The following is a 13,955-nucleotide window of genomic DNA, read 5'->3' on the forward strand; positions in this document are numbered from 1 at the left end:
CTAAATCTGATTTGTCGGGAGACCACAATGCGCGTTTTCGTCGTTCTGGCCTTCATCGGGATACTGGCCAGTCTGGCATCCGCCCTGGTCTACCTGATGCGGGACAAAGGTACCACCAACCGCACGGTCAACGCACTGACAGTCCGTATCGGCCTGTCGGTCGCCCTGTTCGTGTTCGTGCTGTTCGCCCATCACATGGGCTGGATCGAGAGCACGGGCTTTAGATAGGCTGCACGGCGTCCGGTTCCCCGGATTTGGCGCCGCAACCGCCGGGCGCGTCCCCGCAAATGGCCTGAAAGCGCGGCGGAAGCCGGCTTGCCGCCCGCCCCCTTCGCGCTTTCCCGTGCCGCAACGGCCGCCGGCTGCGCCGGCCGCCGTCAGAACCCCGCGATCAGCACCGCGCGGTCAGAACCAATAGACAAACAGGTACAGGCCCAGCCACACCACGTCTACGAAGTGCCAGTACCACGCCGCGCCCTCGAAACCGAAGTGATGGTCCGCCGTGAAGTGGCCGCGCATCAGGCGGATCAGGATGACCGTGAGCATCGTGGCGCCCAGGATCACGTGGAATCCGTGGAAGCCGGTCAGCATGTAGAACAGCGAGCCATAGGCGCCCGAATTGAACTTGAGGTTCAGGTCGCGGTAGGCATGGATGTATTCAAAGGCCTGACAGCCCACGAAGACAAAGCCCAGGATGACGGTGGCCGCCAGCCAGAACTTGGCCTTGCCGCGGTGGTTTTCACGCAGCGCATGGTGCGCGATGGTGAGCGTGACGCCGGAACTGAGCAACAGCGCCGTGTTGATCGTGGGCAGCCAGAAGGGACCCACGGTCTGGAAGGATTCCACCACGCCGGCCGGGCCGAAGTTGGGCCAGGTCGCCTGGAAGTCCGGCCACAGCATCAGGCGGTGGTCGATGTCGCCCAGCCACGGCGTCGTGACGGTGCGCGTGTACCAGAGCGCGCCGAAGAACGCGGCAAAGAACATGACCTCGGAGAAGATGAACCAGCTCATGCTCCAGCGGTAGGAATCGTCGATGCGCTTGCTGTTCAGGCCGGTTTCCGATTCATGGATGGCATCGCCGAACCAGTAGTACAGCACGATGACCACGCCGATGAATCCCACCAGCACGGACCACTTGCCCCAATCCGCGCCGTTGACCCAGGCCGCGGCGCCCAGGCCCATGAAGAGCAGCGCAACGGCCATGCGCACGGGATGGCCCGAGTCGGCGGGGACAAAGTAGTACGGTGCCTCTTTACCTTGAACCGAGTGGCTTGCACTCATGGCTTTCTCCCTGGTACAGATTTAGATTTAGGTAATTCAAGTCAGGCTGGAAACGGCCCAACGAACAATTAAAACCAGCACAGTCACAAAGATTGCCGCTGCCAGCAGTCCGGCCACGATGACGTGGACCGGATTGAGCCTGGCGATGTCCTCACGGTAGCCCGAGCCCTTGCGCACCCCAAAAAATCCCCACGCCACCGCCTTCATCGTCTGAAGAAAGCTCAGCTTGCGCTGGGAGGTTTCGCGAAGGTCGTCGCTCATGGTTGTGGCCTAGCCGACCGCCTTGCCGGTCAGCAACGCGGAACCGCGGATCACGGTCCAGGCGAACACGGCAATGACGAAAACCAGCAGGACCAGTCCTGCGATCTTGTTGCGGCGGCGCTGCTCGGGTGTCATTGCTGTGCGACCTGGAATATGGATGGGGCGTTTACTTCACTTCGGGCGGCGTTTCGAAGGTGTGGAACGGGGCGGGCGACGGCACCGTCCATTCCAGTCCTTCGGCGCCTTCCCACGGCTTGGCGGCGGCGGGTTCGCCCTTGCCCCGGTAGCAACGCACGATGGCCCACAGGAAAATGAGCTGCGACAGGCCGAACCAGAACGCGCCGATGGTGGCGAGCTGATGGAAGGTCGTGAACTGCGCGGCGTAGTCGGCGTAGCGGCGCGGCATGCCGGCCAGACCCAGGAAGTGCATCGGGAAGAAGGTCACGTTGAACGAGATCAGCGTGGACCAGAAGTGCAGCTTGCCCAGCTTTTCGCTGTACATGCGGCCCGTCCACTTGGGCACCCAGTAGTACGCGCCGGCAAACAGCGCAAAGAGGGAACCGGCCACCAGCACGTAGTGGAAGTGCGCCACCACGTAATAGGTGTCGTGGACCTGGATGTCGATGGGCGCCACCGACAGGATCAGGCCGGTGAACCCGCCCATCGTGAACACGAAGATGAAGCCGATGGAGAACAGCATCGGGGTTTCGAACGTCATGGACCCGCGCCACATCGTGGCGACCCAGTTGAACACCTTCACCCCGGTCGGGATGGAGATGAGCATGGTGGCGTACATGAAGTAGAGCTGGCCGGTCACCGGCATGCCGGTCGTGAACATGTGGTGCGCCCACACGATGAACGACAGCACCGCGATGGAGGCGGTGGCGTACACCATGGAGGCGTAGCCGAACAGCTTCTTGCGGGCGAACGCGGGCACGATGGCCGACACGATGCCGAACGCCGGCAAGATCATGATGTAGACCTCGGGGTGCCCGAAGAACCAGAACACGTGCTGGTACAGGACCGGATCACCGCCCGCGGCGGCATTGAAGAAGCCCGTGCCAAAGTGGCGGTCGGTCAGCACCATGGTGATGGCGGCGGCCAGCACGGGCATCACGGCCAGCAGCAGGAACGCGGTGATCAGCCAGGTCCAGCAGAACAGCGGCATCTTCATCAGCGTCAGGCCGGGCGCACGCATGTTCAGGATGGTGACGATGATGTTGATGGCGCCCATGATGGACGAGGCGCCCATGATGTGGATGGCGAAGATGGCCAGGTCCATGCCCGGGCCCATCTGCAGCGACAGCGGCGCGTACAGCGTCCAGCCGGCGGCGGTGGCGCCGCCCGGCACGAAGAACGACGCGGTCAGCATGATCGCGGCCACCGGCAGCAGCCAGAAGCTGAAGTTGTTCATGCGGGCGAACGCCATGTCGGACGCGCCGATCTGCATCGGGATCATCCAGTTCGCAAAGCCCACGAACGCCGGCATGATGGCGCCGAACACCATGATCAGGCCGTGCATCGTGGTGAACTGGTTAAAGAGCTCGGGGCGGAAGAACTGCAGGCCCGGCTCGAAGAGCTCGGTGCGCAGCAGCAGCGCCAGCGTGCCGCCCTCCAGAAGCATGACGAACGAGAAGATGAGATACATCGTCCCGATGTCTTTGTGGTTCGTTGCAAAAAGCCACCGGCGCCAGCCCGTGGGGACACCGTGGTGGTGGTCATCGTGACCGTGGCCGTGGCCCGGCGACACGTGGTCTACAGTGACGCTGCTCATGATGGACTCCTTCCTGCTGAGTGCCGGCCCCGTTCGACGGGGCGGCAGGGTATCTCTGACTAAAGGGAACCGGTTCTACGGTGGAGGAACGGGGCGCGCGCGATCAGCGCGCAGCCGCCACGTCCTTCGGTGGAACCGTCGGGTCCTGCCCCTTGCCGGCATTGCTCCAGGCATGGCGCGTATAGCTGATGACCGCTGCGATCTCGACGTCGTTGAGCTGCCCGCCGAACGCCGCCATGGCGGTGCCGGGCTTGCCCTTCAGCACGGTGTCGATCTGCGGCCCCTTGGGGCCCAGAACGACCTTGTCTCCGTCAAGCGGCGGGAAGGAACCGGGAATGCCCTTGCCGTTGGCCTGGTGACAGGCCACGCAATTCGCCGCGAAAACCTTTTCGCCGCGGGCAACCAGTTCGGCTTCCGTCCACTCTTTGTTGGGATCGTCGGCGTTTGCCGCCATCTTTTTCTTTTGGTCTTCAACCCACTTATCGTAGTCCGGTTGCGCCAGGACTTCCACGACGATGGGCATGAATGCGTGGTCCTTGCCGCAGAGTTCCGCGCACTGGCCGCGATAGATGCCAGGCTTTTCGGCGTTGAACCAGGTGTCGCGCAGGAAGCCCGGGATGGCGTCCTGCTTCACGCCGAAGTCCGGAATCATCCAGGAGTGGATGACGTCGGAGGCGGTGAGGACGATGCGGATCTTCTTGTTCGCGGGGACGACCAGGTGGTTGTCCACTTCCATCAGGTAGAACTGGCCCTTGGGCTCGCGGTTCTCGATCTGGGCGCGCGGCGTGGACAGCGTGGAGAGGAACTTGATGCCGGCGGCCGAGCCGTCGAGATACTCGTAGCCCCATTTCCATTGATAGCCGGTGACCTTGACGGTGAGGTCGGCGCTGGAAGTGTCCTTCATGGCGACGACCGTCTTGGTGGCCGGCAGCGCCATGGCGATGACGATGATGAAGGGGATGACGGTCCAGGCGACTTCGACGCCGAGATGTTCGTGGAAGGTCGCCGCCTTGTGGCCGCGGGACTTCCGGTGCGCCCAGATGGAGTAGAACATCACTCCGAAGACGCCGATGAAGATCACGATACAGATGGTGAGCAGCAACCAATGCAGCCACATGATGTCGCGCGAGATCGCGGTGACGCCTTCATGCAGATTGAGCTGATTGACCTTCGGACCGCCGGGCATGTTTTGCACCTGGGCACCGGCCACGCTGCCAACCAGCATCGCACAAGCCCCCAGTATCCCTCTCCACTTCTTCATGCTTACCTCGAAATACGGCGCGAAGGCCCATTTGCTGGTGGCGGAAGTCACCGGAATACGGGCAACGCGCAATTATTAGATGGCAGGGCGATGCAGGGAGATAGAGCGGCCCTGTCGTTCCCTCTCGAAATCACAAAGAAACTGGCGGATTATAGCGGACGCGCAAACAGATGTAAGTTTGTACTCTTGAATTCATGGAGCCCGCCCCCATGTGGCCGCGCCCCTTGACTGCGGCCCTTGACTGCGGCCCGTAAACCGGGTGGCTTAAAATCGCCTGCATCCTCATCACCATGACGCCACGATGCCAAAGCCGTTGTCCGATTTGTATGCCGCCCTGTGCGCCCGCGCGCAGGAGCCAGCCCCGGAAGGCGCGCGCGCTTTATATATAGCGGGGCGCCGTTGCGGCTGGGCCACGCATGCGGCCTGCGACGCGCTGCGCGACGCGCCGCAAACGCATGCGGACGACACGGCGCTGCGCATCGGCGACGGCCTCGTTCCGGGCAATGCGCTGGATGCGGTGCTGGAACAGGCCGCGCAACTGTTGCGCCAAGCCAACTGCCTGCGCGGCTGGCGCGACGAATTGCTGGACGTCTTGGATGGCGAGCAGCCGCTCGGCGTGATCGAACGCGCGGCGGTGCGGCCGCTGGGCCTGCTGACCAAGGCCGTGCACCTGAACGCCTGGACGCCCGACGGCAGGCTGTGGGTGGCGCGGCGTTCGCTCAGCAAGTCGACGGATCCCGGTATGTGGGACACGCTGGTGGGAGGGCTGGCCGGCAGCCGCGAAGACCTGGAACTGGCGCTGGTGCGCGAATGCGGCGAAGAAGCCGGGCTGGACGAACCGGACCTGGCGCGCCGCACGCCGCTGCGCACGATCCTGCGCATCCATCGCCGGCTGCCCGAGGGCTATCAGGTCGAAGACGTGCTGACCAGCACCTGCCTCCTGGCGCCCGACGCGCGCCCCGCCAACCGCGACGGCGAGGTCATGGAGATCGCCACCCTCGATGTGGCCACGGCGCTGGACCGCATCCGCGAGGGCGAGTTCACGCTGGAAGCCGCCCTGGTGCTGGTCGAGGACATCATGCGGCGCCAGGCCGCGGGTGAGATCACGGTCTAGCCGGGCGCCGCGTGGGGCGCGGGGCGGTCACTCCGAAGCGGCGGTCCTGACCGGGGCGCCTGACTTGGGCACCTGACTTGGGCGCCTGACTTGGGCACCTGACCTGGGCGATTTTCGGAACGATTTTCCGGAGGACTATCGCGGCGACGGTTCCGGCGTCGCCATCACCGATCCGCCCAACCCATCGTCGTCGTCGCGCGCGGATTCGCCGCGCAGTTCGCGGGCCGCCTGGACATCCTCGCCTTCGGGCCCACTGGCGGCGCCGGCCGCTTCCGCGGCTTCGGCCGCCTGCGCCGGACTGGGGGCCGAAGCCGCGGCCGCGGGAGCCGCCGCCGCGGATGCCTGCGAAAACTGCTTCCAGACCTCGATGGCGCGCAACCGCTGCTTGGCCACGACCTGGATGCGATCACGCAGGTTTTCGTCGCGGGCGAGCAGCGCGTGGAAGTCGCGCGAAGACAGCATCAGCAGCTTGCTGTAGCCCAGCGACGTCACGTCCGGCGTGAGCTGCGCTTCGCCCAGCAGGCCCAGCTCGCCGAAGAACTCCCCGCTGCCCAGCTCGATCATGGTGTTGTCGGGCAGGTGGACCGCCACGGCGCCCGACGCCACGAAACACATTTCCTCGCCGTGCCGGCCCTTGGTCAGCACCCGCTGGTCGGGCAGGGCAAGGCGCGGCTTGAGCAGCTTGCTGATGGCGCGCAGGGAATCGGGCGACAGCCCTTCGAAGAGCGGCACGCGCTTGATGAGTTCGGCCGCGCTCATTTCGATGTCCAGCGGCGGATGCTTGTCGATGTGCGCCCAGCGGCTCTTCAATTGCTCGGTCAGGTCCGCATAGACTTCGCCGCTGATCAGAAACTGCTCAAGCATGTCGCGATAGCGGATGCGCTCGAGTTCGCGGGCCACGCGGCCCAGGTAGCTTTCCTGCAGCCACTGGGCGTACGACGGATACTGCAGGTTCAGGGCCTGCATGGCGTTCTCGATCAGGTCCAGGCGGCGCTGGTGCAACGACACGATGCGCTGCGTGGCCGCTTCGCCCAGCAATGGCGTGATCTGCTCGCGGGCAAAGGCGATCAGGCGCTGCGCGACCGACCGCTTGCTCATCAGGTTGGCAAAGCGCTGGCCGAGTTCGCGCGCCAGCCAGCCCTGGAAGCCGAAGACATAGTGCAGCCGCAGCGCCAGCCTGAATCCCGTCGAATAGCGCACGTCGGCCACGATGGCACGCTCGAAGCCCTCCACGCCGCCCAGCCGGATGGCGTCTTCCAGGCGCTCCGCGCGGGCCAGCAATGTTTCGGCCATGCGCCAGTCCACGATCTGGGCCTTGAGAATGTCGAAGAACATTTCTTCTTCGCGCTGGGCGACGATGGTCAGGCCCACCGCCACGCGCTGCTCGTCGGTCATCTGGCTGACCCGGCCATCGTGCACGCTGGCCAGGCTGGCGTCGAACACGGCGCGGATGCGGTCGCGGACCTCGGTGCCGATGTGCTCGGCCTTGGCGACTTCTTCGGTCTTGCCCTGCAGGTCCTCCAGCGCCACGGCCATCACCTGGTTGCGGATGGTCCGCTCCACGGGCGATAGCTGGTTCAACCCCAGCATGCGGATGAGCGGCCGCAGGCTGATGCCGTTGACGAACAGGGTCATCAGGACGAACCCGGTGGTGGCGACAGCGATGAACTGGCGCGCCTCTTCGGGCACGCCCGTCTGCTCGGTCACCGCCAGCGCCAGCGCCAGCGACACGGCGCCGCGCAAGCCGCCCCACAGCATCACGACCTTGTAGGGATTGCTGACCTTGGTGCCCAGCCGGGTCAGGCCCAGCAGCGGCAGCAAGCCGAACACCACGATGCCGCGCGCGACCAGGGTCACGACGAACACCACGCCGACCAGCACCAGTTCCTGCCAATCGGCGGCCGCCATGAGCTTGGGAATCAGCATGGCGGCAAACAGGAAAATGAGCGAATTGGCCCAGAAGCCGAACTGCTCCCAGGCGCTGGCCAGATGTTCGAAGGTCGTGGGCGACATGCGCGTGCGGCCGGTCGATCCCACCACCAGCCCCGCGATCACCGTGGCGACCACGCCCGAGACGTTCAGGTAATGCTCGGAGATGAAGAAGGACAGGTAGGCCAGCGTCAGGGTCAGCGTGATCTCGGCCGTGGGAAAACCGCGCAACCAGGCGAACAGGAAGCAGGCCAGCCGCCCCATGGCAAACCCCGCCAGCCCGCCGCCGATGAAGTGCACGAGGAAGTCGTTGAAGATGCCGCTGACGGACAACTCGCCCCTGCCGCTCAGTACGGCCAGCAGCACGGAGTACAGCGCGATGGAGGCCGCGTCGTTGAAGAGGCTTTCGCCCTCGACCAGGGTGGTCAGCCGCTTGGGCGCGCCCACTTCGCGGAAAATGCCGACCACGGCCACCGGGTCCGTCGTCGCCACGATGGCGCCCAGCAGCAGGCACACCACCAGCCCGTAGGGCGAGACCGCATCGAGCGTCACGCCGACCACCACCGTGCAGACGACCACCGCCACGATGGCCATCATCAAGATGGGACCGATGTCGTCCATCAATCGACGCACGTTCATCGCCAGCGCGGTCTCGAAGAGCAGCACGGGCAGAAATACCATCAGGAAGGTCTCGGACGAGATCTCGAAGCTTTCCAGCGAATCGAGGAAGTCGCCGATCCAGGCGGGCGCCCAGCCATGAACGTGAATGATGATGCCAAGCAGACAGCCAACGATCGCGAGCAGCACGGAATAGGGCAGCTTGACGCGGCCGGCCAGGGGCGGCATGAAGCAGACCAGCGTGAGCAGGCCCGCAAGACCAAATACGAGAAAACCAACATCCATGGGTGACGCCGCGTCCCATTCTTAAAGCGTGTGGAAGGTTTCGCAAGAATAGCGGCTTTTTTCGGATGCCTGCCGTCAGCGTCTGACGGGAATCGTGGAGAATGCACGTTTCGTTACCCCAAGGGACGCTTGCGAAACGCGCCGCGCCATGTTTTTTGGGTAATGTGGCATCACGCAAATTCTGCAGGAGCGGCTCGTGGCTCGCATCCATACCCTGACCCGGCGCCATGACGCGCCCGCGATGCTCGTCCAATTGACCGATAGCCATCTGTTCGGCGAGCCCGACACTTCGATGCTGGGCGTCGATACCGACGCCAGCCTGCGCGCGGTCCTGCGCCAGATCGAGGCCGACGGCAAGCATCCCGACCTGTTGCTTGCCACGGGCGACCTGTCGCAGGACGGCGAAGCCGCGAGCTACCGGCGCTTTGCGCGCATCCTGTCCGAATCCGGCGCGCTGGAGCGCGCCACCATCCGCTGCCTGCCCGGCAATCACGATCAGCCGTCAGTGCTGCGACAGGAGCTCTCCGAATGGTCGATGCCCGTGACCGACGTGGGCGCGTGGCGCGTCATTGCGCTGGACACCACGGTGCCCGGCTCGAACGCGGGGCACCTGCCGCCCAGTGAACTCGATATGCTGGAGGCCGCGCTGGCCCAGGCGCCCGATCGCCACACGCTGGTGGCCATGCACCACAACCCGATGCAGATCGACAGCCATTGGCACGACTCGATGATGATCGACAACCCGCAGGCGCTCTTCAAGCTGCTGGCCCGCTGGCCGCAGGTGCGGGTGCTGCTGTGGGGGCATGTGCATCATGAGTTCGACCGCCGCCGGCACAACCTGCGCATGCTGGCCACGCCGTCGACCTGCTTCCAGTTCAGCATCCGCGACGGCAAGCACATCGTGGACAACATGGCGCCGGGCTACCGGTGGATCAAGCTCTATCAGGACGGTTCGATGGCCACGGGCGTGCGCCGCGTGCAGGACGCGCTGTGGCACACGGCGCTGGCGGCGCCGGAGAACGCCCGCGCGGCGTAATGCCTGCGCCAGGCAATTCCCATGCAGGGTCGCGTGTGAAGCGTGGCGTGTGAAGCGATTCGCATGACGCGATGCGCGCCGAGCGCGCATAAAAAACGGGGCACCGATATGCTAGGTGCCCCGCAAGCATCCGTCTCATAGGGGAGGGGAAAGAGGAGAAGCCGAGACGGATGACAAGACTGCCAACCTAAGTTCGCGGTCTACATGAAGTTAGGCGGCGCCATCCCCATTAAGTTTCGAAGAAGTCCGAAAATTCGCCGCGAATTTGTATCAATTTATTGGTCCACCAGCGCGCGTCCGCAAAAGAAAAGGCCGCGAACTTCGCGGCCTTCCGAGGCGATAGCGGGCGTGATGCGAAATCAGGCGGCGAGGTTGCCGCGCATCTTCTTGAGCGCGGCGGCTTCAATCTGGCGGATGCGTTCCGCCGAGACGCCGAATTCCTGCGCTAGCTCGTGCAGCGTCGCGCCGCCATCATCCTGCAGCCAGCGGGCCTCGACGATCCGGCGCGAGCGGGCATCCAGCGCATCGAGCGCGCCGGTCAGGCCCGCGCTTTGCAGGCGGTCGCGCGCGGCGCGTTCCAGCACACGCGTGGGTTCCTGGCGGCCTTCATCGGACAGATAGGCGATGGGCGCGTAGCTGTCATCGTCATCGTCCTGGTTTTCCAGCGACATATCGCGGCCGGACATGCGGACTTCCATCTCGCTCACGTCTTCGTGGCGCACGTTCAACTCGCGGGCGATATGGTCGACCTGTTCCGGATCCAGGGTCTGGCCGTCGGGACGCATGCTGCGCAGGTTGAAGAACAGCTTGCGCTGGGCCTTGGTGGTCGCCACCTTGACCAACCGCCAGTTGCGGATGATGTACTCGTGGATCTCGGCCTTGATCCAGTGGACGGCGAAGGACACCAGGCGCACGCCGCGCTCGGGGTCGAAGCGCTTGACGGCCTTCATCAGGCCGACGTTGCCTTCCTGGATGAGGTCGGCGTGGGGCAGGCCATAACCCAGGTATTGCCGGGCCACCGAGACGACGAGGCGCAGGTGCGACAGGATCAGCTCGCGGGCGGCGCCCAGGTCTTCTTGGTCGCGCAGGCGGCGGCCAAGCTCCGTTTCACGCTCCGCGGACAGCACCGGCAGGCGGTTGACCGCGGAAATGTACGCGTCGATCGTGCCCAGAGCGCCCGGATTGGCAATGGCCAACGCCAGAGCGTTGCCGGAAGCGGTCAACGAGGTACTGGGTTGCTTCATAGCGGGGGTCTCCGGATGGCGAAGAGATAAAGACATGAATTCGATGTTAGCACTCAAGTATTGGGAGTGCTAATTCGACTGTTGCGGCGCGTCAAAGTTTCCTTTGACAGAACGCGTCCCCATTTATTTTACGGCGTGCCGTCACCAGCCCAGTTGCTTGAGACCATCAACGGTGGCCTGGCCATCCGGGCGGATGAAAAGCGCGCCGCGGGGATCCATGAACACCTGGTAGCGGGCGCCGTCGAACAACGGCATGTAGGCGCCGCTGCCGAATTGGACATCGACGAAGGGGAACCAGTTCGGAAAACTTTTCTTCAGTGAACCGAGATCCGGCGCGGGCCAATCGTCAAGCGGATGCACGGAGCGGGTGGCCGTGGCTTCACGCGCCGCGTCGCTGTAGCGACCCGACAGGCGCTCCAACCGGTACAGCGGCGGCACGCCCGCCATCAGGGCCGGCAGTTTCCAGCGCACGACGCGGGCGTCGATCTGCCATTGATCGCCGTACAGGACGTATTGCCTGGTGCCGATCGCCGGCGCGCTGGCATTGACCTCGAATTGGCCCTCTGCCTGCTGGCGGACGTCGATTCGCGCCACCGGTTCGTCGGTCGTGAGTCGGACGAACTGCACCAGCGACAGCGCGAGCAGGCCGGACACGCACCCCAGGCACACCAGCAGCAGTCCGCACGCCCGGCGGACGGGCCGGAACTGGAACATGCGGCGGCCGCGCTCGTCGCGTGGCCCCCCGCGTCCCAGCAGCATGACGATGCCGGGCAGCAAGACGATGACGGCGCCCAGCAGGATCCAGGCGAAGGGAGCGATTCCGTTGATCAAATGAGGCGTTCCTATTCAAGCCGAGGGGCTTGCGGCGCGGCGGGCGCAGGAAGCCGCCACCCGCCGCGGCAGGCTCCCCAGTATAGAAGCGCGCCCTCAGGCGGCCGGTTTTCCAAGCCGCTCGACGTGAAACCGGATGTGATCCTCGATGAACGTCGAGATGAAGTAATAGCCATGGTCATAGCCGGACTGGCGACGCAGTGTGAGCGGCTGGCCGGCGGCGGCGCAGGCTGCCTCGAACACCTCGGGATACAACTGCTCGGCCAGGAATTGATCGGCGTCGCCCTGGTCGATCAGGATGCCGCCGGGGAACGGCTGCTTCGATCCGCGCATCAGGGCCGACGCGTCATAGGCCGCCCAGTCCTGGACGTCGGCGCCCAGGTATGCGCCGAACGCCTTCTTGCCCCACGGGCACTGGCTGGGCGCCGCGATCGGCGCGAAGGCGGAGACGGACTTGAACTTGTCCGGGTTGCGCAGCGCCAGGACGAGGGCGCCATGGCCGCCCATGGAGTGGCCGAAGATGCCGGTGCGCGACGCGTCGCCCGGCAGCGTGCCGCCCGTGACGATGCCGTGCAGTTCGCGGGTCACGTAGCTGTCCATGCGGTAGTGCTCGCGCCACGCCGGCGTGGTGGCGTCCACGTAGAAACCGGCGCCCGTGCCCAGGTCCCAGCTTTCGTCTTCGCCGGGCACCCCCGCGCCGCGCGGGCTGGTGTCGGGCGCGACCAGCATGACGCCAAGCTCGGCGGCCAGGCGCTGGGCGCCCGCCTTGATCATGAAGGTCTCTTCGGTGCAGGTCAGGCCCGCCAGGTAGAACAGCACCGGGACCGGCCCGTTCTCGGCCTGGGGCGGCAGGTAGACCGAAAACCGCATGGGCAGGCCGATTTCCGTGGAATCGTGGCGGTAATAGCGCTGCGTGCCGCCGAAGCACCGATGCTGCGAGATGAGTTCCAGGGACACGGCCATTGGCTTTCTCCGGTGTAGAGGTGGAAAAACGTCGGCGGGTTAGGGGATATCCATGGTGCGACGTTCCGTCGCCGAATGTTAACCTGCCCCTCAATGAGCGCTCGCGACAAAAAAAATGCCATACCGCGCCCAGATTGTGATCACGGGACTTGACCAGCGCCCACCGTGGCACTATTTATATACCGTGAGCGAAGACAAACCGTTCTTCCTGATACGCAAGCCCTGACACTATGGCCCGTCTGCCCCGCCTGTATGCCCCTGGGCTGCCCCAACTGGTGCAGGCCAACTTTATTCAGCCATTGGCAGCGCCATCGCAACCCGCGCCCGCCGATATCCTGAATCAGCTTGCCATGTGGCTGGGCGAATCGGCCCAGCGCCACCGCGTGTCGGTGCACGGCTGGCTTCTTGCCAACGACCGCATCCTGCTTCTGGCCACGCCGGCGGACGAAGAAGGCCTGCCGCGCCTGATGCAGACGCTGGGCCGCAACCTGGCGGCGCGGCTGCGCGGCGGCCGGGTGTTCGCGGGCCGCTACCGATCGGCGCTGCTGGAACCGGGCGCCTGGGTGCTGCCGGCGCTGGTCTGGCTGGAAACCTACCCCGTGCGCAGCGGCGCATCGCAGGACCCCGACTCCTGGCCGTGGTCATCCGCGTCCAGCCATACGGGCAATACCTCGGCGGCGCCGGCGCAGTGGCAGTCCGATCACGCCGATTACTGGGCCTGCGGCAACACGCCGTTCGACCGCCAGGCCAATTACCGCAAGCGGCTGCAGGACGGGTTGTCGCGAGAGGAAACGCAGCGCATCGACCAGGCGGTTTCCGGCCAGTGGGCGCTGGGCGGCCCGAGCTTCATTGCCAGCCTTGCCCATACCGCCAGTCGGCGCGTGGCGCCGGGACAGCGCGGCAGGCCGCGCAAGAAGCCTGCCGCGGCGTCGGCGGACACCGAATCTGGCCCGTCCTCGCCGACGACCTCCACGCCGCCCACCCATTCCTGATCCTTTCAACCCGCCGCGATGGCGGGTTTTGTTTTTGGGGCTGATTCACGCCTTGGCGCCGCGCGGCTCGCGCCGCATGATGTGCAGTTTTCGCCACAAAGCGGGTTGATCCGACGCTGCAAATCACCACATTTAAATGGGGACGCATAAACGGGTTTTTGTGCGATTTTGGTGCGCCGGCGTTGGCAGCCAAAGACCCCACCCGTGCAAGCCCACAATTGGCGCGGATCTTGTTATGTCCCCATATTAATGCACTATAACAGCGCACTGAAATTATTAGGGTCATACCCCGTTTGTTTCTGTTGCACCCTACTCGCTGCGGGGGTATTGTCCGTCTCCTGCACTGCAACATTACGACGCAGGCCC

The 13,955-nt window shown here is 64.9% G+C and carries 13 protein-coding genes; 4 read left to right on the forward strand and 9 right to left on the reverse strand.

Features of this window, described 5'->3' with window-relative positions; genetic code table 11:
- Positions 1–27 precede the first annotated feature (27 nt).
- Positions 28–228 carry a twin transmembrane helix small protein gene (locus BXA00_RS08315; RefSeq protein WP_076517882.1) on the forward strand — a complete coding sequence of 67 codons (201 nt, stop codon included), beginning with the start codon at positions 28–30 and terminating at the stop codon, positions 226–228.
- A gap of 177 nt (positions 229–405) precedes the next feature.
- Here the strand turns inward: BXA00_RS08315 and BXA00_RS08320 are convergent, their stop codons facing one another.
- From BXA00_RS08320 to coxB, 5 genes are all read right to left on the reverse strand, one after another.
- A complete protein-coding gene (locus tag BXA00_RS08320) occupies positions 406–1,281 on the reverse strand; it encodes a cytochrome c oxidase subunit 3 (protein ID WP_076517885.1) in 876 nt (291 codons plus the stop codon).
- Between the two features lie 36 nt (positions 1,282–1,317).
- Positions 1,318–1,542 (reverse strand): DUF2970 domain-containing protein, encoded by a 225-nt coding sequence (locus BXA00_RS08325; RefSeq protein ID WP_076517889.1) that lies wholly within the window; start codon positions 1,540–1,542, stop codon positions 1,318–1,320.
- Between the two features lie 9 nt (positions 1,543–1,551).
- A complete protein-coding gene (locus BXA00_RS29210; protein ID WP_216639588.1) occupies positions 1,552–1,677 on the reverse strand; it encodes a cytochrome oxidase small assembly protein in 126 nt (41 codons plus the stop codon).
- A gap of 31 nt (positions 1,678–1,708) precedes the next feature.
- A complete protein-coding gene (gene ctaD, locus BXA00_RS08330) occupies positions 1,709–3,316 on the reverse strand; it encodes a cytochrome c oxidase subunit I (protein ID WP_076517891.1) in 1,608 nt (535 codons plus the stop codon).
- A 103-nt stretch (positions 3,317–3,419) separates the two neighbouring features.
- Positions 3,420–4,577, reverse strand: a complete 1,158-nt coding sequence (coxB, locus tag BXA00_RS08335; RefSeq protein ID WP_076517893.1) for a cytochrome c oxidase subunit II — start codon at positions 4,575–4,577, stop codon at positions 3,420–3,422.
- Positions 4,578–4,878: 301 nt separating this feature from the next.
- On the opposite strand from coxB, the gene BXA00_RS08340 reads away from it, so the two are divergent.
- On the forward strand, positions 4,879–5,691 hold the full coding sequence (locus tag BXA00_RS08340) for an NUDIX hydrolase family protein (RefSeq protein ID WP_076517896.1): 813 nt from the start codon (positions 4,879–4,881) through the stop codon (positions 5,689–5,691).
- 135 nt (positions 5,692–5,826) lie between these two features.
- Here BXA00_RS08340 and BXA00_RS08345 read toward each other — a convergent pair whose 3' ends face one another.
- Positions 5,827–8,523 (reverse strand): cation:proton antiporter, encoded by a 2,697-nt coding sequence (locus tag BXA00_RS08345; protein ID WP_076517898.1) that lies wholly within the window; start codon positions 8,521–8,523, stop codon positions 5,827–5,829.
- Between the two features lie 196 nt (positions 8,524–8,719).
- Between BXA00_RS08345 and BXA00_RS08350 the strand changes: the two genes are divergently transcribed.
- Positions 8,720–9,559 (forward strand): phosphodiesterase, encoded by an 840-nt coding sequence (locus BXA00_RS08350; protein ID WP_076517901.1) that lies wholly within the window; start codon positions 8,720–8,722, stop codon positions 9,557–9,559.
- 359 nt (positions 9,560–9,918) lie between these two features.
- Here BXA00_RS08350 and rpoH read toward each other — a convergent pair whose 3' ends face one another.
- From rpoH to fghA, 3 genes are all read right to left on the reverse strand, one after another.
- Complete coding sequence (gene rpoH / locus BXA00_RS08355; RefSeq protein WP_076517903.1) at positions 9,919–10,803, reverse strand: RNA polymerase sigma factor RpoH; 885 nt, start codon at positions 10,801–10,803, stop codon at positions 9,919–9,921.
- 141 nt (positions 10,804–10,944) lie between these two features.
- Complete coding sequence (locus BXA00_RS08360; protein ID WP_076517905.1) at positions 10,945–11,634, reverse strand: hypothetical protein; 690 nt, start codon at positions 11,632–11,634, stop codon at positions 10,945–10,947.
- 96 nt (positions 11,635–11,730) lie between these two features.
- Positions 11,731–12,597, reverse strand: a complete 867-nt coding sequence (fghA, locus tag BXA00_RS08365) for an S-formylglutathione hydrolase (RefSeq protein WP_076517907.1) — start codon at positions 12,595–12,597, stop codon at positions 11,731–11,733.
- Positions 12,598–12,827: 230 nt separating this feature from the next.
- Between fghA and BXA00_RS08370 the strand changes: the two genes are divergently transcribed.
- Complete coding sequence (locus tag BXA00_RS08370; protein WP_076517909.1) at positions 12,828–13,589, forward strand: hypothetical protein; 762 nt, start codon at positions 12,828–12,830, stop codon at positions 13,587–13,589.
- The last annotated feature ends 366 nt before the right edge of the window (positions 13,590–13,955 follow it).

It is taken from the genome of Achromobacter sp. MFA1 R4 (assembly GCF_900156745.1).
Taxonomy (GTDB): Bacteria; Pseudomonadota; Gammaproteobacteria; order Burkholderiales; family Burkholderiaceae_B; genus Achromobacter.

Coding starts and splice junctions, on each gene's coding strand:
- fghA (WP_076517907.1), bottom strand. CDS start 12,597: ATGGCCGTGTCCCTGGAACTCATCTCGCAGCATCGGTGCTTCGGCGGC.
- BXA00_RS08345 (WP_076517898.1), bottom strand. CDS start 8,523: ATGGATGTTGGTTTTCTCGTATTTGGTCTTGCGGGCCTGCTCACGCTG.
- BXA00_RS08370 (WP_076517909.1), top strand. CDS start 12,828: ATGGCCCGTCTGCCCCGCCTGTATGCCCCTGGGCTGCCCCAACTGGTG.
- BXA00_RS08315 (WP_076517882.1), top strand. CDS start 28: ATGCGCGTTTTCGTCGTTCTGGCCTTCATCGGGATACTGGCCAGTCTG.
- coxB (WP_076517893.1), bottom strand. CDS start 4,577: ATGAAGAAGTGGAGAGGGATACTGGGGGCTTGTGCGATGCTGGTTGGC.
- rpoH (WP_076517903.1), bottom strand. CDS start 10,803: ATGAAGCAACCCAGTACCTCGTTGACCGCTTCCGGCAACGCTCTGGCG.
- BXA00_RS08320 (WP_076517885.1), bottom strand. CDS start 1,281: ATGAGTGCAAGCCACTCGGTTCAAGGTAAAGAGGCACCGTACTACTTT.
- BXA00_RS29210 (WP_216639588.1), bottom strand. CDS start 1,677: ATGACACCCGAGCAGCGCCGCCGCAACAAGATCGCAGGACTGGTCCTG.
- BXA00_RS08325 (WP_076517889.1), bottom strand. CDS start 1,542: ATGAGCGACGACCTTCGCGAAACCTCCCAGCGCAAGCTGAGCTTTCTT.
- BXA00_RS08340 (WP_076517896.1), top strand. CDS start 4,879: ATGCCAAAGCCGTTGTCCGATTTGTATGCCGCCCTGTGCGCCCGCGCG.
- ctaD (WP_076517891.1), bottom strand. CDS start 3,316: ATGAGCAGCGTCACTGTAGACCACGTGTCGCCGGGCCACGGCCACGGT.